The sequence below is a fragment of the Streptomyces lydicamycinicus genome (assembly GCF_000829715.2).
Taxonomy (GTDB): domain Bacteria; phylum Actinomycetota; class Actinomycetes; order Streptomycetales; family Streptomycetaceae; genus Streptomyces; species Streptomyces lydicamycinicus.
The window spans coordinates 603,699-623,610 of record NZ_BBNO01000007.1; the positions used below are offsets into that span (position 1 = coordinate 603,699).

The window sequence follows — 19,912 nt, forward strand, 5'->3', positions numbered from 1 at the left end:
CGGTTCCTTGGCGGGCGTCCGCAAGAATCCTCTCCCGACCAATCCAGGTGTCGCCCGGCGCCGAATCACTCGTGACCACGTCACGTAACGGAGGTGTCCATGCCCGTCGCAGCCCGCGGCGACCGATCCCCCGCACCGCATACCGGTGCCCTGGAAACCCTGCTCACCCGCGTCTCCCGCGGCGACCAGTACGCGTTCGAGAGTCTCTACACGGCGGTGGCCGGCTCCGTACTGGGCCTGGTGCGCCGGGTGGTACGGGATCCGGCGCAGTCCGAGGAGGTCGCGCAGGAGGTGCTGATCGAGGTGTGGCGGTCCGCGGCCCGCTTCGACGCACGGCAGGGCAGCGCCATGGCCTGGATCATGACTCTGGCGCACCGTCGCGCCGTGGACCGGGTGCGCTCCGTCCAGGCGGCGGCCGACCGCGACCACCGGGCCGGCATGGGCGCCTACACCGCCCCCTTCGACGAGGTCAGCGAGCAGGTCGAGCGGCGGCTGGAGCGCGAGCAGGTGCGCCGCTGCCTCCAGCAACTCACCGACCTGCAAAGGGAGTCGGTGACGCTCGCTTATTACCGCGGCTACACCTACCGGGAGACCGCCGATCTGTTGGGCGCCGCGCTGGGCACGGTCAAGACACGACTGCGGGACGGACTCATCCGGCTCCGCGACTGCCTGGGGGTGTCGGCATGAGCACCGTCGATCTGCACACACTGACGGGTGCCTACGCACTGGGCGCGCTCTCCGAGCAGGAGTCCGCCGAGTTCACCCGCCATCTGGCGCAGTGCCCGGCCTGCACCCAGGAAGTGCGGGAACTCCAGGAGACCGCGGCCCGGCTGGCGCTGGCCGTGGCCGAGGTGCCCCCGGCCGGGCTGCGCACCCGGGTGATGGCCGCCCTGCCCGAGGTCAGGCAGCTGCCGCCGAGGGGGCGCCATGCGACCGCGACCGTGGTCCCGCTGCGCCGGGGCATACGCTTCCGGCTGCCGTACCTCGCGGCCGCCGCCTGTCTGGTGGTCGCCGCCCTCGCCGGCGGGCTGGCCGTCCACGCCCGGAACGAGGCCGACCAGCAGCGGGACCGCACCGTCCGCGCCGAGCAGCAGGCCGCCGCGGTCAGTGCCCTGATGACCGCCCCGGACGCCACCTTCCACACCACCGCGCTCAAGGGCGGCGGCAGCGGCACCGTCGTCGCTTCCAAGCGGAGGGGCCAGACCGCCTTCCTCTACCACGGCCTGCCGGCGCTCTCCGGTCAGCGGGTGTACGAACTCTGGTACAGCCGCAACGGCGCGATGGAGCCCGCCGGACTCGTGCGGACCGGCAGCTCCTCCGGCGCGATGCTGCTGACCGGCGGCCCCCAGGGCGCGGACGGCGTCGGCGTCACGGCGGAACCCCCGGGCGGCTCCAGCCGGCCCACCACCACGCCGCTGGCCGTCCTCCGGCTGTGACCTCCGGCCCCACCGGATCCGACCCCGGCCGCCGGCCCCCGACACGGGCCGGCGGCCGGCCCACGCGGTCGCCATGCCATGCGGCGGACACCCCGTGCTGCGTGACGCGTCTCACTGACATCGGCTGACCGTGGACCTCGTCGCCGCCCTTCTGGAGGCACCCCTGTGCCCCACGCGATCGGCGGGGTGCGCCCGGAGTAGCGCCCCGAACGGGTACACCGTTCTTTGACGGCCGGTCAGCCTCGCCCCTGCGGGCGGGCCATGACGCGTTTTTGTGCCCTCTTGCCTACTCGGTGACACATGACGGAGACAGCGCGTACGTGCTCGCCGCTTTTCAGTCAAGTGGAACGCTGGAAACGAGCAAAAGAGGCAACTAACTGACCAGATTGTCGCGTCTTCCGTGCAGAGTCATAAGAAGGGGCTTTCCACCCCTGCCCCGTGCCAGGGGCTCGGAAACCGGTCTTTGAGGAGATGGAATGCGACCGTTTGCGTTGAGCTACGCCCGTCCGGCGGCGAAGTCATCGACCAGTACGCCGTACAGCTACGACGCCACGCGGCAACTCAACGTCCTCCCGGACGGACGCCCGGCCACGTGCAGCCGGGCGGTGCTGCTGGCCACCGGCACCACCGCCTCCACCGCCGGTTCCAAGACCCACTTCGACGACTGAGCCCATGACCGTCCTGGTCCTGACCTGCGAGGAAGATTTGACGGCGGACATCGTGGTGTCGACGTTGCAGGACCTCGGTGTCCCGCTCGTCCGCCTCGACCCCGCCGACCTGCCCGGCCGGGTCGCCCTGTCGGCGGAGTACGCGGACAACGACTTCCACGGATATCTCAAGTCCGGCGAGCGCATGGTGAGCCTGGGCAGCCTGCGTTCGGTATGGGTGCGCCGGCCCGGTACCCCCGGGGCCCGCGCCGCGGAACAGTCCGCCTGGATCACGGCCGAGGCCGAGCAGGCGCTCTACGGCATGCTGACCAGCACCCAGGCGCGCTGGATGAACCATCCCGTCGCGGCCGCGCAGGCGCGCTACAAGCCCTGGCAGCTCCGGCTCGCCCACCGCAGCGGCTTCCTCGTGCCCGCCACGCTGGTCACCACGTTCCCGGCGATGGCCCGGCAGTTCGCCGCCACCCACCAGGACCTGGTGGTGAAATCGGTGAGCGGAAAGCACCCCGGTGACCCTCCGATGGTGCTGCCCACCACCCGTATCAGTCCGGACACGGACTTCTCCGGGGTGGCAGCCGGGCCGACCCTGCTCCAGCAGCACATCCCCAAGGAGGCGGATATCCGGCTGACGTGTGTCGGTGACCATCTCTTCGCCGCCCGTAAGAAAGCCGATCCGGAGGAAGTCGACAGCCGCTTCGCCCACCAGGGCACCTGGGAGCCCGTCGAGGTGCCCGACGCCGTCCACCGGTCCGTGAATTCCTATATGAGTGCTGCGCAACTTGCCTACGGTGCTTTTGATTTCGCCGAAGACCCGGACGGCGCCTGGTGGTTCCTGGAATGCAACCAGGGCGGCCAGTTCGGCTTCATCCAGTTGGAGACCGACCAGCCCATCGCCCAGGCCATCGCCACCTGGCTCGCCGTGGAACCCTGAGGCCGGAGCGGTGGCTCCGCCCGCACCCCGCCGCCCTAGTGGATCAGCATGTTCGCGATCACGATGAGCAGACCGATCAGCACATCCACCCCACCCACCCGAAAGGACGCCGCCCAGCGCCGGCCCGCCACCCGGGCCGCCCAAACCCCCCAGCCGAACAGCGCCACCATATTGATGGTCAGGGCGACGTCGACCGCGCCGTCCTCACCCCACCATTCCGCGTAGGCACCGAACAGCGCGAACATGGTGGGCACCATCGCGGCCACCAGCGGCCACTCCATCAGCACCGAACGCACCGCGCTCGGGGTGACGTGCTTGTCGTCGCTCGTCCGGTGCGCGATCGAGTGCGCGTAGCCGTGCGCCGCGGCCGACGCCGCGGCCGTCAGCGCCACCCACAGCGCGTCGTAGCCCGGGTCCGGCGGTCTGCCCTCATGGCCCAGCGCGGCCACCAGCGCGCTGGCGAGCACCGAGCCGTACACCCCGCCGAACAGCAGTCGCTGTAGGGGCTCCGCTCGTCTGGGGGGCGGCTGCACGGGTACGCTGCGGCTTTCTGACAAGGCGCCACCTCACAGGACCGACGGGCTTCCCCGCTCCGGGATCAACCCCCGAGATGTAGCAGCCCCCGGCGCCGATCCGTCCGAAGCTGCGCCGACGGCCCCGGCGATTTACCACCGCGTGGCGCGCCCCGGTCAGCTGTGCAGCGTCAGCGGCGGATGCGTCCCGTTCAGGTAGTGGTCACCGATGTCGCGGAGCCGGGTGGTGGGGGAGACCCGTGCCGTCAGTACCCGGGCGTTGCGCCAGAACCTGTCGAAACCCAACGGGTCGGCAGCGGAGTCGGCGCCCTGGGTGAGTTCCAGGACGCGGGTGGTCAGACGCATCGCGCAGCGGCTGGTGACGGCCTCGGCGGCGGCTACCAGCACCGCGATATCGGCCCGCTGGTCGACCCCGAGCCCCGGGCCCGCGCGGAGCCCCCGTGCCAGGGCCTCCGACGCCGACTCGACGACGGCCGCGGCGGTCCGGGTCTCGGTCACCAATTCCCCGTACGCGAGAAGGAGATAGGGGTCCGCGCCCGGCCGCTCCGCGTACCCGTCCTCGTCCGGCCCCTCGGCCGCCCGGCCGTGCGACCCGGCTCGGGTGATGTCCCGGGCCTCCGCCAGCGCTCCTTCGGCGATGCCTAGACCGACGTGAACGAGGGCGAGCCGGAGCGCCAGCGGGGCGAGCGTGGCGAACGGCGCGAGGGCGTGCTCATCGCGCGGGACGGCGCCGAGCACCTGGTCCGCGGGGACCGGGACGCCGTCGAAGCTGATCCGGCCGGCCGCGGTGAGCCGCTGGCCGAGGCGGTCGTGCTCGGGGGCGGCCGCCACGCCGGGGTGGGCCGGGTCGACGCAGACCACGAGGGACTCGCCCGTATCGGTGTGCACCGCACCGAGCACCAGCCGGTCGGCGACGGCCACGCCCGCGGCGAACGACCGGCATCCGTGGAGGAGGTATCCCTCCGCGGCCGGGGTGAGGGTGAGCTCCGGCCCGGTCGCCGGTTCGGGGTCCGGGAAGTCGATACCGCCGCCCCAGAGCCACTGTCCCGCGCTCGCCCGGAGTTCGAGCTCGTCGGCCCGTTCCGGGGTGCCGAAGAAGCGTGCGCTCCACGACAACGCCCAGTGGCGGCCCAGCAGTTCGCCGATGGAACCGTCCGCTGCCGCGATCTCCCGGATGACCGCGCAGGCGGTGCGCCAGTCGGTGCCCCGCCCGGCGGGTCCGGGGGGCGCAAGCAGCGCCGGCAGACCCGCCTCGCGCAGCCGGGCGAGCTCGTCGAACGGGGGCTTGCCGGCCCGGTCGCGGACCAGGGCGTCGACCGCCAGGTCATCGGCGACTTCCCGGGTGACGCGCCGCCAGATCTCGTCGTCGGTACAGGACTTGACGGGCGGGGAAGCGGGGCGTGCGGGGGACTTCTCCGGCATGGTGACCTGCCTCGTCCCGGCCGTGTCCGGTGCGGGCGGGCAGATCAGGCCGGCGGCCGACGGGACGGAACGCATCGGTGCGGGCACGCCCACCTCCTGGCTTCCCTAGTTTTCCCACTGGATTGGTAGGGAAAGAATGCTTCCAGGGCCGTGGACGGATCAAGGGGCGTTCAAGGGATGGACAAGCGCGTCTTGGCATACGGGACATGGTCCGGACGCGCCGCGCTCCGGACGCGCCTCGCTCCGAACGACATCCGTTAGGGATTCGTCCAGGACTCGGGATGCTCGGTCAGCTCCGCCACCTGCGGCGGCAGCTCGGCGGAGGCGACATCGGCCAGGGTCACGCCGTCGAGGATTTCGCGGACGTTCGCCCGCAGCGCGATCCACAGCGGCAGCAGGGACCGGGCGGGGCCGGTGTAGGACAGCTCCGGCGGGCGGACTCCGCGTACCGACACCAGCGGTCCGTCCACGACCCGGATGACATCCGCGATGCTGATCGCCTCCGCGGGCCTGGCCAGCCGGTAGCCGCCGCTGCCGCCGCGGCGGCTCTGCACCAGCCCGCCCCGGCGCATATCGTTCAGAATGCCTTCGAGGAACTTGTGCGGAATGTCCTGGGCCTGGGCGATGGCCTCCGCCTTGAGCGGCCCCGCGTCCCGGGCGTCAGCGAGTTGCAGTGCGGCACGCACGGCATAGTCCGCTCTGGCTGAGATCCGCATGCTCCGCATTATCCCGCAGCGGACCCGGCATCCCGCAGGGGGCCCGGCGCGGATCCGCCGGGTGCCCGGGCGCCGGCCGCCCGGCACGTCTCCGCCGTCCGGTTGCGAGCCCGGACGACCGGACGGAGGCTCGACATACGGCATGGACTCACGGCATCGACTCCGAGGTGAGTGTCGTGGCAGACAAAGGCGCGCCGATACCCGTCACCCAGCCCGCCGTCCTGGAGACGCGAGGGCCGGGCAGCGTGAAGGTGGCCCTCGACGTCAACGGTGTCTCCCGGGTCGTGCATCTGGAACCACGGGTGAGCCTGCTGGACGCGCTGCGCGAGCAGATGGCCCTCACCGGCTCCAAAAAGGGCTGTGACCAGGGAACCTGCGGTGCGTGCACGGTCTGGGTCGACGGCCGCCGGGTGCTGTCCTGTCTGACCCTGGCCATCAGCTGCGAAGGCCGGGAGGTGACCACCATCGAGGGCCTCGCCGAGGGCGATGAGCTGCACCCGATGCAACGCGCCTTCCTCGAACACGACGCCTTCCAGTGCGGCTATTGCACGCCGGGACAGATCATGTCGGCCGTCGCGCTGCTGAACGAAGGACATGCCGGGACCGACGCGGAGATCGCCGAGTGGATGAGCGGCAACATCTGCCGCTGCGCGGCCTATCCCCCTATCCGCTCCGCCATCCGCGAGGTGCGGGACCGGAAGACAGGACAGTGAGGTGCGTGCCATCAGCTACACCCGCGCGACGGACGTGCACAGCGCCGTCGAGGCGGTGACGAGTGACCCCGGCAGTTCCTTCCTCGCGGGCGGCACCACGGAAATCGATCTGCTGCGGCTGGATGTGCTGCGGCCGCATCGTCTGGTGGACATCAACCGGCTGCCGCTGACCGGCGTCGAGGAGCGTGCCGACGGGGGACTGCTCATCGGCGCCCTGGCCCGGATGAGCGAGGTCGCCGAGGACCGAGCGGTCGTGGAGCGCTTCCCGATGCTGTCCCAGGCACTGCTTCTCGGGGCCTCCGCCCAGCTGCGGCACATGGCCTCCATGGGCGGGAACCTGATGCAGCGGGTGCGGTGCGCCTACTACCGCGACCCCGAATCGGCCTGCAACAAACGCGTTCCGGGGAGCGGCTGTTCCGCACTGGAGGGCGTCCACCGCGGCCATGCGGTCCTCGGCACGAGCGAGCACTGCATCGCCACCCACCCCTCCGACCTGGCCGTCGCCCTCGTCGCCCTGGACGCCGTGGTGCACGTGGAAGGCATGGACGGCGCCCGCACCATCCCCGTCGACGACTTCTTCCTGCTCCCCGGCGATACGCCCGAGCGCGAACACCCGCTCACGCCCGGCGAACTCATCACCGCGATCGAGGTGCCCGCGCTCCCCATGGCGCGCAGATCGCTGTATCTGAAGGTGCGCGACCGTGAGTCCTACGAATTCGCCCTCGCCTCGGCGGCGGTGGCGCTCGCGCTGGAGGACGGAGTGGTCCGCGAGGTCCGGCTCGCCCTCGGCGGGGTGGCCACCAAGCCGTGGCGCGCCCGCCGGGCCGAGGACGTCCTCGTGGGCGAGCGCGCCGACGACGCCGCGTTCACCCGGGCCGCGACCGCCGAACTGGCCCCCGCCGACACCCGGCCGATGAACGCTTTCAAGGCGGAACTCGCCCGGCGGACCCTCGTCCGCGCCCTGCGCACCGTTGCCACGACCGGAGGCGGGACGGCATGACCACCGGCGCCACCCTCGAAGCCATCGGCCGGCCCGTCGATCGCGTCGACGGTCCCGCCAAAGTCACCGGACACGGCCGCTACTCGGCGGAGATCACCCTGCCCAACACCGCGTACGCCGCCCTGGTCGGCGCCCGTACGGCCAGCGGGCGGATCACCGGCATCCGCACGGAGGCCGCGGAGCGCGCCGACGGTGTACTCGCCGTACTGACCCACCAGAACCTGCCGAAAATCGCCGGCCGGCCCGCTCTGCTGCCGTCCCTGGCCGGCCATGCCGCCCCGGGGGAGAGCTTCTTCCCGCTTCAGGACGATGTCGTCCACTACTTCGGTCAGCCCGTCGCCGTCGTCATCGCGGACTCGCTCGAACGCGCCCACTTCGCGGCCCGGCAGCTCCATGTCGACTACGACCGGCGTCCGTCCGTCACCACTCTGGACGAGGGCCGGGACCAGGCCTATGAACCCGAGGCGATCTTCGCCGGGTTCCTTCCCGCCCGCAGTGTGCGCGGCGATGTCGAAGCCGGTTTCCAGGCCGCGACCCAACGCCTCGATGCCACCTTCCATTTCGCGGCCAACCACCACAACCCCATCGAGCCGTCGGCCACCACAGCCGTCTGGGACGGCGACCGGCTCACCCTCTACGACGCCACCCAGGGCATCGTGGCGACCCAGAGCACCGTGGCCGCACTGCTGGGCATCCCGCCGTCGAAGGTACGGGTCCGGGCGTCGTTCGTCGGCGGGGGATTCGGCTGCAAAGCCATGATCTGGCCGCATGTCACCCTGGCGGCGCTGGCCGCGCGGGAGGTGGGCCGGCCCGTCAAACTGGCGCTCACCCGGGAGCAGATGTTCACCTCCTGCGGCCACCGCGAGGAGCAGGAACAGCGCATCGAACTCGGGGCGACCGACGACGGCCGGCTCACCGCCCTGCGCCACCACAAGCTCTCGCTGACCTCGCCCTTCGACGAATGGGCCGAACCCTCGCTCGGCATGGCCGGCCAGGTCTACGCCTGCCCCCACTACGAGGGCGTCTACCGGCTGATCCGCAGCAACACCATGACACCCACCTTCACCCGCGGCCCCGGCGAGACCACGGGCATGTACGCCATGGAATGCGTGATGGACGAGCTCGCCCACCGCATCGGCGTCGACCCGGTGCAACTGCGGCTGCGCAACCACGCCGAGGCCGACCCGCACACCGGCCACCCCTGGTCGAGCGACGGTGCGGAGGAGTGCTACCGACGCGGCGCGGCCCGCTTCGACTGGCAGTCGCGCAACCCCGAACCCCGCTCCGAACGGGACGGCAACCGGCTCATCGGCAAGGGCATGGCCACCGCCGGCTACCCCGTGCTCTTCCCCATGCAGCCGCAGCGTGCCCGGGCCCGGCTCTACGCCGACGGCACCGCGGTGGTGCAGGCCGGCACCCAGGAGTTCGGCACCGGAGCGGGCACCGCCATGACCCAGGTCGCCGCCGACGGCCTCGGCGTCGCGCTGCGGAACGTCCGGTTCGAGTACGGCGACACCGACCTGCCCAACGTCGCGGCCGCGGTCGGCTCGGCCGGCGCCGGAATGATCAGCGCCGCGGTGTACACGGCCGCCACCACGCTCCGCGACCAGATGATCGAGCAGGCGATCGCCGACCCCGGCTCCCCGCTGCACCAGGCGGACCCTGCCACCGTCGTCGTCCGCGAGGGCCGGATGCAGCTGAGGGACCGGCCCGACACGGGGGAGAGCTACCGCTCCCTGATGGCGCGTCACTTCATGACCGACCTGGAGGCACTGGGCAGCTGGAGCCCGCCACCGCAGGATCTCCCGTACGGGCTGGCCACCTTCGGCGCCCAGTTCGCCGAGGTCGCCGTCGACCCGGACCTCGGTACGGTCCGGGTGCGCCGTATGGTCGGTGCCTTCGCCCCCGGCCGGGTCCTCAACGCCAAGACGGCCCGCAGTCAGGTCGTCGGCGGCATGCTCTGGGGCCTCGGCCAGGCGCTGCTCGAAGGCAGTTCGACCGACCCCCGCGACGGCCGCTGGGCGAACGCGAGCCTCGGCGAGTACCTGGTGCCGGTCAACGCCGACGCCCCCGACGTCGCCGTCGAGTTCGTGGAAGTGCCGGACACCGTCGTCAACCCGCTCGGCGTCAAGGGCCTCGGCGAAGTCGGCATGGTCGGCGCGGCGGCGGCCATCGCCAACGCCGTCTTCCACGCCACCGGATACCGGGCCAGGGAACTGCCGATCAGGATCGAGCACCTGCTGTAGGGGCGACCGGCCCGCCGGCGAAGGAAGGACGTCACCATGCCCACGGACGCACACCCCGGCCCGCTGCGGGTACTCGTTCTCGGTGCCTCGATGCGCACCGGATCGACCAACGCCCGCCTGGCCTCCCTTGTGGCCCGGATGGTGACCACGGCCGGCGCCACCGTGGATCTCGCCAGGATGCGGGAATTCGACATGCCGCTGTACGACGGTGATGTGGAGGAGACCCAAGGGCTGCCGGACGGCGCACTGGCACTTCGCGACCGGCTGGAGCGGTGCGACGCCTTCGTGCTCTCCTCACCCGAGTACAACGCCTCCGTACCGGGAGTGGTGAAGAACGCGATCGACTGGGTCTCCCGGGTCCGGCCGCAGCCCTTCAAGACCAAGCACGCGCTGCTCGTCTCCGCCTCCCCGTCCCTGGTCGGCGGCAACCGGGGACTGTGGGCGCTACGGGTTCCGCTGGAACATCTCGGCACCCGCGTCTACCCGGACATGTTCAGCCTGGCCTCGGCCCACCAGGGCTTCACCGAGGACGGGCAGCTGACCGACCCCGCACTGCAAACGCGCCTGGAGGAGACCGTCGACGCCTTCCTCCGTCTCGTCGAGGCCGATGTGCGCTACGTCTGTCTACAGCGCCGGTGGTACGAGTTCCCGGGGGACCGTACCGGGGCCCCCGTCACCCAGCGGGCGGAGGGCTGAGCGGACGTCCGACGGCGGCTCTCCGGCCCCTTGCGCGCGCCGTGACAAAGGGGCGGCAGCGGACCTCATGCCGCTACCGCCCCCTGACACGTGCGGGGACGCCGTACCGGTGCGGCACCCGTCGGAACGAGTGCCCCCACGGCCTCCCTAGGCGGAGGCAAGCCGAGCCCGGTGCCGGGCGGCCCGGCGCCGCATGGCGCGCCGCTCGTCCTCGCTCATGCCGCCCCAGACACCCGTGTCCTGCCGGGATTCGAGTGCCCATTGGAGGCACTGCCCCATCACCGGGCAGCGGTGGCAGACGGCCTTGGCCTCCTCGATCTGGAGCAGCGCGGGACCTGTGTTGCCGACGGGAAAGAACAGCTCCGGGTCCGCTTCGCGGCACACCGCGTCGTGACGCCAGTCCATGAGTAACCTCCGTTCTCCGCGGCGGGGCGCGGTTGATGGGCAGTGCGGCACGGCTTCACCGGGTCGGCCGGCTGCTTCGGCAGCCTCCTTACCCGGACGCCTGCTGTCCTCGCGTGCCCGATCCTGCGCCCACAATGCGCCGCCGTTCCCAACGATCACATTCCTCCCCGAATCGCTCACATTCCGGCCCGGCACGGCCACGGCCAGGGACCGCGTCCGGCACCCGGCCGAACGGCCCGAGACCGCGAGGGCCTGGGGCCAAGACGCCCTGCGACCAGGCATCTTGACTCCCGTGAACAACCGTGAACTGATATGCAAGAGGGGCGACGGAGAGGGGCGGCATGCTGGACGGGCTGAGCGAGTTCTGCACCGAGGTGCTGACGGAGCACGGGTGTCCGTCGGTCTCCGTCGCGGTGGCCGAGCGCGGCGAGGTGGTGCGCGCCGCGGCCTACGGGACGGCCGATCTCGCCACCGGCCGCCCGGCCACGCCGGAGACGGTGTACGGGCTGGCGTCCGTCACCAAGCCGATGACGGCAACCGCCGTCTGTCATGCGGCCGACGAAGGACTCCTGGACCTGGACGCTCCCGTTCCGCTGCCGGCCGCCGAGCGCGGGCCGGCCCCCACCGCACGCCAACTGCTCCAGCACCGGGGCGGTTTGGGTGCGTACTACGACTGGGACTACGGCGACGGCGAGCGGGTGCCTGACCCGGACCGCTACGCCGTGCCCTCCCGCGCGCCGGGCACCGGCTTCGGCTACGCCAACCTCGGCTACCGCCTCCTCGGCCGGCTGCTGGAGCAGGCCACCGGCCAGGAACTGGGCGCCTGCCTCCGCGAACGGGTCTTCGCGCCGCTCGGGCTCACCGGCTGCCGTCTCGCGCGGGTGTACCCGGGCCCGGGACCGTCGGCGCGGAAGTACACGCCCGACGGCCGGGCCTACCCCGCCTACGATTGCAGCCACCCGGGCGCCACCCTCGGCTGGGCCCCGGCTGGTGAGCTGGCGCTGTTCGCCCAGTCGTACGACCGGCTGCTGAAGCCGGAGACCGCGGCGGCCGTCCGGCACGCGCTGCCGGTCAATGAGCATCTGGGGTACGGGCTCGGCTGGTGCCTGTCCTCGGGCGACGGGCCACTGGTGCAGAGCCACGGCGGTGGCGGCCCCGGCGTGGCCGCGATGGCCGTCGCGGTACCCGAGCGGCTGCTCTCCGTCGCGGTGCTCACCAACTCCACGAACAAGGCGGCCCGCGACGCGATCCTCCGATACGTGCTGGATGAACTGGCCCCGGACTGCACCCCCGAGGCGATCACGCCCCTGATCGCTGATCCGGCGCGCCCGATGACGCTGCCGGAGGGCGACTGGACGGGCCGGATCAGCGCACCCGAGCGGGAGGTGCCGCTCACCCTCCGCGTGCTGCCGGACCGTCAGGTCGCCCTCCGGCTGGACGGCGTGCGCGCCACCGCTCCGGCGACCGCCACGGTGGCCTGGGACCTGCGCGCCTCCTTCCCGTTGCAGCTACCGACCGCCGACGCCCGGATCAACAGTCCGGAGCTGGGACTGGTCCTCCGGCTCGCCGACGGTGCGCTGACCGGTGAGGCCCACGCCTACAAGAACGGCGATACCGAGGGCCGGCTCGGCAACTTCCTGAGCCACTCCTGCACCCTGGCCCCGGCCTGAACACCCGCCCCCGCAGGGCGCCTCAGCGGTTACAGCTGTAGTGCCCCTTGTGCCACTGCTTCTCCCAGTGGCCGGGGTGCCAGTGCTTGCTCCAGTGCCCCTTGTGCCAGTGGTGGTGGCTGTCATACCAGCCCGAGTGCCACCGGTACTCCCAGTGCCCCTTGTGCCAGTGCTTGGTCCAGTGGCCGGGGTGCCAGCTGCACTTGGCATGAATCTGCTGGCCGGCCGCGGTGGTCGTGGCCGGTGCGGCGGGAGTCGCCGCCGCCGACATGCCCGCGGTCCCGACGGCGGCTCCGCCGGCCAGCAGCGCGCCCGCCAGCGCCGTCGCGAAGGAGCGCCTCACCTGCTGTGCCCGCATGGGGTCCACATCTCCTCTCCGAAGCTCCGCGGCTCGTGACGGGGCGCTCCCCGGCGGCACCGTGACGAGCACGCAGTCGATCCAGATAAAAGCGGCATAAGTAAAATTTACCTCAGATCAGGAGGAAGGGAGCCGGTGGCTTTGAGTGGCGAGCGGTGACTCACCGGCATGCTGTCGCGGGGGCGTCAGGCCGGCCCGAAGCCGCGCTGAGCGCGCCCGGTTGGAGGCCGGTCCGGCCACCGGTCCGGCCGCCGCTCCGGGCTCGACGGCGAACCGCCCGGCCCGCTGGATCGCCGAGCCGGTCAGCGGCAAACAGCTCGGGGGCCACCTCGTGGAGACGGCCGGCGTCCGGGATCAGGGCGCGGTCAAGGGGCCGGGGTCCTGCGCGCAGACGGGAACGCAGGGAGGGACTACGGTCGGTTCCTCGGCCCGGCGCAGTCGGCCGGGCAGCTCTGATCAGGAGGTGGAGCCGGATGCTGGTACTGGGGCGTTCGCAGGTCGAGGCGCTGCTCGATGTGGATGCGCTGATCGACGCGCTGGCGTCGGCCATGACGGATCTCAGCGCGGGCCGGGCTTCCGCCCCGGACCGCGTCGCCGTGACGGTACCGGAGCGGGACGGCTTCCTGGCGGCCATGCCGGGCCTCGTTCCGTCGGCCGGTGTGCTCATGAGCAAGCTGGTCTCCGTCTTCCCGCACAACGGCGGGACCCCCGTGCCGACCCACCAGGCGCTGATCGTCGTCTTCGACCCGCACACCGGAGAGCCCACGGCGCTGCTGGACGGTACGGCGATCACCGCGGCCCGGACCGCCGCCGGTTCGGCGCTCTCGGCGCGCCTGCTGGCCCGTGAGGACGCCTCGGTGCTGGCCGTTCTGGGCACCGGCGCCCAGGCCAGGTCGCACGCCGAGGCGATGTGCCGGGTGCGCCCGATCCGGCGGATCCGGGTGGCCGGCCGCGACCGGACGAAGGCGGCCGCGCTGGCCGGCGAACTGTCCGCCGCACTCCGGGTACCCGTCGAGGCGGCGGCCACCTGGGCCGAGGCGCTCGACGGGGCCGATATCGCCGCCGCGACCACCCACTCCGTCGAGCCCGTCATCCGCCGTGCCTGGCTGACACCAGGAGTGCATGTGACCTCGGTGGGCTTCAACCCGGATGGCCGGGAGATCGACGATGCCACGGTCGCCGAAGCGCTGGTGTGCGTCGAGTCGCGGCAGGCGGCGCTGGCCCCCTTCCCCGCCGGCAGCAACGATCTGCTGAGCCCCCTCCGCGACGGCGTCATCACCGAGGGACATGTGCACGCCGAGCTGGGGGAACTCCTCGCGGGCAACAAGCCGGGCCGCTCCTCGGACCAGCAGATCACCCTCTACAAGTCCGTCGGGGTGGCGGTGCAGGACGCCGCGGCCGCGGCCCTGGTCGTCGCGGCCGCCCGGGAGCGGTCGGTGGGGGTGGAGATCGGGCTGGAGTGAGGGGGCGGCGGCCTTTTGTCTCCCCACGTTTTTGGCTTTCCCGCCGTGGTGGTTGCTCGCCGTTGCGCCTGCGGCGGGCTGGGTGGTTTGTGGGTGCGGTGACGGGCCTCCGGGGCCTGGTGTGTGGACTGCTTCGCTTTACGTCCACACACCAGGCCCCTCCGGCCCGTCCCCTCCCGTTGTGGGAAGAGTGACGGTGAGTGGGGGCGGGCCTTGCGGCTTTCTTGCCCGCCCGTTGAAGCGCGGCCATATCCGTTTTCCTCGGCCGCCGGGGCAGCGGACCCGGAGTGCAGATAGTGCTGAGCGCGGCCGGTGTGGAAGTCCGCCATGTCACCGAAGAGGGAATCGATCGTGGTGTGATCCTGGAGGTCGTATCCCAAATCCTCCATGGGGGAGGAGAAGAACGGTGAAGCCACAGCGTGTCGATTCCTGGCCACGCGAGAGAGGGAATCCGGTGGCTGATACCGCGCAGATCGCCCACGCCGTCGGTGTCGAGGAAACTCCGTGGCTAGACGTGGTGGATCAATGCGTCCTGCCACCAGGAGTGCGGGGTGCGGGGTGTGTGTCCGGTCGCGTTCAGAAGGATCCGGTCTCGCAGCGCCGGACCCAGTCGGTCGCGGCGATCGCGTACGACGGATCGGGGCTCAGCCGGTCCTCCCGGCGGCAGGCCTCCACATACTTGATGGCGTGCGGGTCCTCGGTCGCCAGGGCGCGTTCGGCGAGCGTGACGTAGTCCTGGACCGGCTCCTCGGGGTGGTGCTCGCGTCGTCCCGTGCCGTACGCGCTGCGGATGGCGGCCGAGAAGCGGACCGCGGCGGCGACGCTGGGCCAGTGGAGTTCGGCGGGCAGGCTCGGCAGCACGAGGCGTACCGCGGCGGGGGTGGTGAGGGCGTGCACGAAGGCCATCGGGGTCTTGTGCTCATCGGTGAGGTAGCTCCCGGCGGCGGCCCTGGTGAGCCGGCTCAGCGCCCGGTCGGCGTCGTCCTCGGGGAGCAGGGAATCCACGGCCGGCGCGAAGTCCGGTTCGAGCCACACCGTTTCGAGCCGGATCCGGAAGATCATGCCCATGCCCTGGTCGCTGCGCAGCTTGGGGACCGCCTCCCATGCCTGCGCCAGATCCCGTTTGCGCGGGGTGGACGGTTCCTCGGGGAGCTCCTGGTAGCGGGCGGCCCAGTAGCCGAGCCCACGGGCGAGCTCCTCGATGCGCCATGGACCGGTGGATTCCTTGAGCATCCGCACCGCGTGCCCGGTGCGGATGACGCCATGGCCGCCCCCCGCGGCGAAGCCCGGCAGCAGCCGGGGCCACCAGCGGGCGAGCACATCGGTCCAGGCGGCACCGGCCAGCTCCCGCCGGAAGAATTCGGTCCAGTCCCCCAGGAGCCGCATATTGCCCAGGGCCGGGCGCCAGTTGTCGTGGGTGATCTCCTGGAATCGTCCGTAGGTGTCCTCGTAGAGCACCTTGCGGTACGAGCTCACCCACGCCCCGATCGCCGCGGAGTGCCCGAGCTGTCCCAGGGCCTCCGCCGCCATGGGGCCGTGATTGCTCACCCCGGGGCCGAACTCGGGGCCGGAGTTGCTGAGGTACTTCAGTGCGCCGTCCAGGTCGTTCACTGTGCCCCCTAGATCGATTCCTCTTCATGGAAGGACGCGACGGGCTGTTCAGCAATATGACCCGCCATATTGGCCGGATTCCAGAGTGGGTGGGTGGTGTGTCGTCCGGCATTGTGCGGCACGGGTGAGCGGATTCCGGCAGGGGCGTACAACGTGGTGCGGGCGGGTTGGCACGGGATCGTCCAGGCTGGTGCGGTGCGGGCGGCGAGTCCGTGCATTGGATCTTGGCGCGATTCAGGGGCTGCTTTTCGTCGGCACAAGCCAGTGAAATCAAGACAGTTGGCCAATCGCCGTTGACGTGGGCATGTGACAAAAACTAGTGTCCTGCTTCGGCCCGGAATGGGCCCCATTTAGTCGCTGGTCGATTTTGATTTCTTTTTCGTTGGCGTGAGTCTCGCCGGCTGGTCATTCGGCGTTATCGCCCACCATCCGCTGTGGTGCCATACCTCCGCACGGGCGCACCGGTATGCCCATTGCGGGGTCGGATACGTAACGACGAGGAGAATGCATGATCAAGCACACTTCGCCGATCAGTGGAATCGATGCACATGGCGACCTGGTGGTGACCGCCGGCTATGACAACCGGGTAATTCTCTGGAATGCGGTGACCCATACCGCCATTACCGAGGCGCGCCACGACCACCTTGCCAACCAGTGCCGGTTCTCCGCGTCCGGCCGGATCGTGGTGACATCGAGCAGCGACTACTCCGCCCGTTTATGGTCCGTGCCCGATCTGCGTCTCATCACGGTGCTCACGGACCAGAAGGACGACGTGGAGACGACCGTGATCTCCCCCGACGAAACCCGGGTGGCGACGGCCTCCCGCGATCACCTCGCCCGCATCTATGACCTGGACGGCCGGCTGATCCACCGGCTGGAAGGGCATGAGGCGGACGTGCTGTCCGTCGAATGGGTGCGGAACGGCACCGAGTTGGTGACCACCAGCGACGACGGAACGGTCCGCCGCTGGGACAGCGCCGACGGCACCCTGCTGCGCACCATCGACCTCGGGGACGTCGAAACGGACACCGTCGCGGTCCTGGGGGTGGACAGCTTCGCGCTCGGCAACGACGAGGGCGAGCTGATCCTGGTCGACCCGTCCGGGACGCGGCGCCACCGGGTGCACGACGCCGGCATCAAGCGGCTCGCGTACGACGCCGAGGGCGGCATTCTGCTCAGCTCCAGCTACGACCGCACCGTACGGCTGTGGCGCCTGGACCAGGGCGGGGACCCGGCGCATCTGCTGACGAGCGAGGTACCGGCCGACGTCTGGCTGCGCTCCTGCGCCAAGCTGAGCGCCACCCGCTGGGTCTTCGGCACCTTCGGCTCCAGTTACGCGGTCTTCGACCGGGACGGCGGGACCTGGGACCTGACCGCCGTCGAGCCCACACCGGGACTCAACGCGGTCGCGAGCACCCCCGCAGGACGGTTCACGGTGGGCGACAGCGGCACGGTCCGGCGGGACGACGAGGTGGTGGCCGAACTCGGCAGCTGCTGCAACTTCGTCACCCCGGTCGCGGGCACCGTCGTCAGCGGCGGCCAGCTGGGCGCCCTGTACGACGCGACCACCGGCGCCCTGCTGTACCAGCACCGCTCCCCGCTCAACTGCGCTGCCGTCCATGCCACTTCGGACGGTGAGATGCTGATCGTCGGCACCTACACCGGTGAGGCACTGGTCCTGCGGGATGTGGACGGCACCGGACTGAAGCTGGTCGATGTGCGGCGCATCCAGGACAACGCCGTCAAGGGGGTCGCCGTCCAGGGCGAGGTGCTCTTCAGCGTCTGCGCCACCGGCGCCGCGAGGTGGCACACCCTGCCGGACCTGAAACTCCTGGCCGCGAAGGAAGCGGCACACGCCCGTATAGCCAATGCCGCGGACGCCCTGCCGGACGGCCGTTTCGTCAGCGTGGGCCGCGATCTGACGCTCCGGATCTGGACCGCCGCCGGTGAGGAACAGGCCGTGGTGACGACCCCGCACCGCAACAGCATCAAGTGCGTCGCGGTCGACCCGCTCACCGGACTGATCGCGACGGGCGGCTACCACGGACGGGTCGCCGTCCACGACCCCGCGGCCGGCACCTGGGTGTGCGACGAACGTCCCACGACCGCCGGGATCTCGGCACTGGCCCCGGCCGGCTCACCGGGCCGGTTCCTGGCCTCCTCCTACGACGGCCGGGTCTACGGCATCGAGGCGGCCGCCGCCGTGCCGTCCGCCCGGAACCGGTAGGGGCCGCCCGATGACGACATCCGATGAGGCGGTGGTGGTCCGCCTCGCCAGCGCCCCGGTCCCGGTCGGCGCCACCCTGATGCAGCTGACCGTCTTCGGGCAGGTCGGCGCGGACGGCGGGGAGACGGAAGAAGTGGTCACCCTGCGGACCCTCGCACCACGCAGCGAATCCGCCGCCCCGCCGCTCGTGCGGATCCACAGTGCCTGCTTCACCGGCGATGTCCTCGGCTCCGAGAAGTGCGACTGCGGGCCCCAGCTCTCCGCCGCGCTGGCCGCCATCGTCCGGTCGTACAACGGTGTGCTCGTCTATATGCTCCGGCAGGAAGGGCGGGGCATCGGACTGGCGAACAAGATCCGTGCCTATGCGCTCCAGTCGGTGGGGCACGACACCATCAGCGCCAACCTCGCCCTCGGCTTCCCGGCGGAGGGCCGGGACTTCCGGATGGCCGCCGACTGCCTGCGCCACCTGGGCATCACCCGGGTACGCCTGATGACGAACAACCCGGAGAAGGTCGCCCAGCTCGCCGCGCAAGGGACGGTGGTCGAGGACCGGGTCCCGCTCGGCGGCTTCCGCACCCCCTTCAACGAGGCCTATCTGGAAGTCAAGGACCGGCTGATGGGCCATCTCGACGCGCTGGGCACGGCACAGCAGGTCACCGGGCTGCGGGCGGCCCTCCCGGGGCAGGTGCCGCAGTGACCCCGGACGGGTCCGAGGCCGGCCCGGCCTTCTCCGACGGCGAGCGGGCCGCGATGCGCCGCGCCGTGACGCTGGCCCGGCGCGGGCTCGGCACGGTGGCACCGAACCCGGTCGTCGGGGCGGTGATCCTCGACCCCAACGGCCGGACGGCAGGGGAGGGGTGGCACCGGAAGGCCGGCGGACCGCACGCCGAGGTCCACGCACTGCGCGCCGCGGGCTCCCGCGCCGAGGGCGGCACCGCCCTGGTCACCCTCGAACCGTGCAGCCGGCAGGGCCGCACCGGCCCCTGCACCCGGGCACTGCTCCGGGCCGGCATCCGCCGGGTGATCTACGCCGTATCCGACCCCACCCTCTCCGGCGAGGGCGCCTCCGCGCTGTGCCGCTCCGGGGCCGAGGTGCGCTCCGGCCTCCTCGCGGAGCAGGCCGCGGAGGCCAATCACGCCTGGCTGACCGCGGTGGTCACCCGGCGGCCGCATGTCACTCTCAAACTCGCCACCACCCTCGACGGGCGGATCGCCGCACGCGACGGATCCAGCCGCTGGATCACCGGTCCGCCCGCCCGCCGCGACACCCACCGGTTGCGGGCCCGGGTCGACGCGATCGCCGTCGGCAGCAGCACCGTCCTGGCCGACGACCCCGCCCTCACCGCACGCACCGCCGCCGGCCGCCCGTGTGCCCGGCAGCCGGTCCGGGTGGTCTTCGACCGCCGGCTGCGCACCCCCGCCTGCTCCCGGCTCGCCTCCGACGGCGCGGCCCCCACCTGGATCCTCACCACCCGCCCGGCGGCGGACCACGCCCTCGGGTCGGCCGAACCGGTCACCATCGGCCCGGGCTCGCGCTATCTCACCGAGGCCCTGCACACGCTGTACGACCGGGGTATCCGGTCGCTGCTCGTCGAGGGCGGGGCCACGCTGGCCGGTGCCCTCCTCGGCGAGGGGCTGGTGGACCGGGTCATCTGGTACAGCGCCCCCCGACTGCTCGGCCAGGACGGCGCCCCCGCGGTCCGCGGCCTCGAAGTCCCTTCCTGCGCCGGGACCCCGGGCTTCCGCGTCCTCGGCGTGCGCCGGGTCGGCGAGGACGTACGCACCGTACTGGAGCCGGATCCCGTCCGCAGGAAGTAGGA

20 protein-coding genes are annotated in these 19,912 nt (G+C 71.6%); 13 read left to right on the forward strand and 7 right to left on the reverse strand.

All coding sequences use genetic code 11. The features are described from left to right. The first annotated feature begins 99 nt into the window (after nucleotides 1-99). The 4 genes from sigK to tgmB all read left to right on the forward strand — a co-directional run bounded on the left by sigK (nucleotide 100) and on the right by tgmB (nucleotide 3,032). Nucleotides 100-687 carry an ECF RNA polymerase sigma factor SigK gene (gene sigK, locus TU31_RS25170; protein ID WP_042158454.1) on the forward strand — a complete coding sequence of 196 codons (588 nt, stop codon included), beginning with the start codon at nucleotides 100-102 and terminating at the stop codon, nucleotides 685-687. Beyond that, the gene (locus TU31_RS25175) at nucleotides 684-1,436 is read left to right on the forward strand and encodes an anti-sigma factor (RefSeq protein WP_042158457.1); all 753 of its coding nucleotides are present in this window, start codon (nucleotides 684-686) and stop codon (nucleotides 1,434-1,436) included. Before sigK ends, TU31_RS25175 begins: the two co-directional genes overlap by 4 nt. 476 nt (nucleotides 1,437-1,912) lie before the next feature. Next, the gene (tgmA, locus tag TU31_RS25180) at nucleotides 1,913-2,104 is read left to right on the forward strand and encodes a putative ATP-grasp-modified RiPP (RefSeq protein ID WP_026169961.1); all 192 of its coding nucleotides are present in this window, start codon (nucleotides 1,913-1,915) and stop codon (nucleotides 2,102-2,104) included. A gap of 4 nt (nucleotides 2,105-2,108) precedes the next feature. Next, nucleotides 2,109-3,032 carry an ATP-grasp ribosomal peptide maturase gene (gene tgmB / locus TU31_RS25185; protein ID WP_042158461.1) on the forward strand — a complete coding sequence of 308 codons (924 nt, stop codon included), beginning with the start codon at nucleotides 2,109-2,111 and terminating at the stop codon, nucleotides 3,030-3,032. Nucleotides 3,033-3,067: 35 nt separating this feature from the next. On the opposite strand, the gene TU31_RS25190 is transcribed toward tgmB, so the two are convergent. The 3 genes from TU31_RS25190 to TU31_RS25200 all read right to left on the reverse strand — a co-directional run bounded on the left by TU31_RS25190 (nucleotide 3,068) and on the right by TU31_RS25200 (nucleotide 5,703). Beyond that, nucleotides 3,068-3,565 (reverse strand): hypothetical protein, encoded by a 498-nt coding sequence (locus TU31_RS25190; protein ID WP_078885939.1) that lies wholly within the window; start codon nucleotides 3,563-3,565, stop codon nucleotides 3,068-3,070. 156 nt (nucleotides 3,566-3,721) lie between these two features. Further along, on the reverse strand, nucleotides 3,722-4,987 hold the full coding sequence (locus tag TU31_RS25195; RefSeq protein WP_042158925.1) for an acyl-CoA dehydrogenase family protein: 1,266 nt from the start codon (nucleotides 4,985-4,987) through the stop codon (nucleotides 3,722-3,724). Nucleotides 4,988-5,244: 257 nt separating this feature from the next. After that, nucleotides 5,245-5,703 (reverse strand): RrF2 family transcriptional regulator, encoded by a 459-nt coding sequence (locus TU31_RS25200; protein WP_042158464.1) that lies wholly within the window; start codon nucleotides 5,701-5,703, stop codon nucleotides 5,245-5,247. 176 nt (nucleotides 5,704-5,879) lie between these two features. Here TU31_RS25200 and TU31_RS25205 point away from each other — a divergent pair, with 176 nt between their 5' ends. The 4 genes from TU31_RS25205 to TU31_RS25220 are packed head-to-tail and all read left to right on the forward strand — an operon-like array spanning nucleotide 5,880 to nucleotide 10,358. Beyond that, nucleotides 5,880-6,416 (forward strand): (2Fe-2S)-binding protein, encoded by a 537-nt coding sequence (locus TU31_RS25205; RefSeq protein WP_042158466.1) that lies wholly within the window; start codon nucleotides 5,880-5,882, stop codon nucleotides 6,414-6,416. Between the two features lies 1 nt (nucleotide 6,417). Further along, the gene (locus TU31_RS25210; protein WP_042158468.1) at nucleotides 6,418-7,416 is read left to right on the forward strand and encodes an FAD binding domain-containing protein; all 999 of its coding nucleotides are present in this window, start codon (nucleotides 6,418-6,420) and stop codon (nucleotides 7,414-7,416) included. Further along, nucleotides 7,413-9,662: a xanthine dehydrogenase family protein molybdopterin-binding subunit gene (locus TU31_RS25215; protein WP_042158471.1), complete on the forward strand. Its 2,250-nt coding sequence runs from the start codon at nucleotides 7,413-7,415 to the stop codon at nucleotides 9,660-9,662. Before TU31_RS25210 ends, TU31_RS25215 begins: the two co-directional genes overlap by 4 nt. A 36-nt stretch (nucleotides 9,663-9,698) precedes the next feature. Beyond that, a complete protein-coding gene (locus TU31_RS25220; protein WP_042158474.1) occupies nucleotides 9,699-10,358 on the forward strand; it encodes an NADPH-dependent FMN reductase in 660 nt (219 codons plus the stop codon). 147 nt (nucleotides 10,359-10,505) lie between these two features. Here TU31_RS25220 and TU31_RS25225 read toward each other — a convergent pair whose 3' ends face one another. Further along, nucleotides 10,506-10,763: a WhiB family transcriptional regulator gene (locus TU31_RS25225; protein WP_042158476.1), complete on the reverse strand. Its 258-nt coding sequence runs from the start codon at nucleotides 10,761-10,763 to the stop codon at nucleotides 10,506-10,508. 341 nt (nucleotides 10,764-11,104) lie between these two features. Between TU31_RS25225 and TU31_RS25230 the strand changes: the two genes are divergently transcribed. Next, on the forward strand, nucleotides 11,105-12,433 hold the full coding sequence (locus TU31_RS25230; RefSeq protein WP_042158479.1) for a serine hydrolase domain-containing protein: 1,329 nt from the start codon (nucleotides 11,105-11,107) through the stop codon (nucleotides 12,431-12,433). A 22-nt stretch (nucleotides 12,434-12,455) separates the two neighbouring features. On the opposite strand, the gene TU31_RS25235 is transcribed toward TU31_RS25230, so the two are convergent. After that, nucleotides 12,456-12,791: a hypothetical protein gene (locus TU31_RS25235; protein ID WP_042158482.1), complete on the reverse strand. Its 336-nt coding sequence runs from the start codon at nucleotides 12,789-12,791 to the stop codon at nucleotides 12,456-12,458. 473 nt (nucleotides 12,792-13,264) lie between these two features. Between TU31_RS25235 and TU31_RS25240 the strand changes: the two genes are divergently transcribed. Further along, nucleotides 13,265-14,254 carry an ornithine cyclodeaminase family protein gene (locus TU31_RS25240; protein WP_042158485.1) on the forward strand — a complete coding sequence of 330 codons (990 nt, stop codon included), beginning with the start codon at nucleotides 13,265-13,267 and terminating at the stop codon, nucleotides 14,252-14,254. Here the strand turns inward: TU31_RS25240 and TU31_RS40645 are convergent. Both TU31_RS40645 and TU31_RS25245 read right to left on the reverse strand, forming a co-directional pair. Beyond that, the gene (locus tag TU31_RS40645; protein WP_370682759.1) at nucleotides 14,152-14,793 is read right to left on the reverse strand and encodes an alpha-amylase family glycosyl hydrolase; all 642 of its coding nucleotides are present in this window, start codon (nucleotides 14,791-14,793) and stop codon (nucleotides 14,152-14,154) included. The two genes, TU31_RS25240 and TU31_RS40645, sit on opposite strands and share 103 nt — an antisense overlap. A 37-nt stretch (nucleotides 14,794-14,830) precedes the next feature. Further along, nucleotides 14,831-15,865 carry a questin oxidase family protein gene (locus TU31_RS25245; RefSeq protein ID WP_052719041.1) on the reverse strand — a complete coding sequence of 345 codons (1,035 nt, stop codon included), beginning with the start codon at nucleotides 15,863-15,865 and terminating at the stop codon, nucleotides 14,831-14,833. A 508-nt stretch (nucleotides 15,866-16,373) separates the two neighbouring features. On the opposite strand from TU31_RS25245, the gene TU31_RS25250 reads away from it, so the two are divergent. The 3 genes from TU31_RS25250 to ribD are packed head-to-tail and all read left to right on the forward strand — an operon-like array spanning nucleotide 16,374 to nucleotide 19,910. Beyond that, nucleotides 16,374-18,092, forward strand: a complete 1,719-nt coding sequence (locus TU31_RS25250; protein WP_042158487.1) for a WD40 repeat domain-containing protein — start codon at nucleotides 16,374-16,376, stop codon at nucleotides 18,090-18,092. Nucleotides 18,093-18,102: 10 nt separating this feature from the next. Then, nucleotides 18,103-18,789, forward strand: coding sequence for a GTP cyclohydrolase II RibA (ribA, locus tag TU31_RS25255; RefSeq protein WP_042158489.1), 687 nt, complete (start codon nucleotides 18,103-18,105; stop codon nucleotides 18,787-18,789). Continuing rightward, complete coding sequence (ribD, locus tag TU31_RS25260; protein WP_245698696.1) at nucleotides 18,786-19,910, forward strand: bifunctional diaminohydroxyphosphoribosylaminopyrimidine deaminase/5-amino-6-(5-phosphoribosylamino)uracil reductase RibD; 1,125 nt, start codon at nucleotides 18,786-18,788, stop codon at nucleotides 19,908-19,910. The genes ribA and ribD overlap by 4 nt, the downstream gene beginning before the upstream one ends. Nucleotides 19,911-19,912 lie beyond the last annotated feature (2 nt).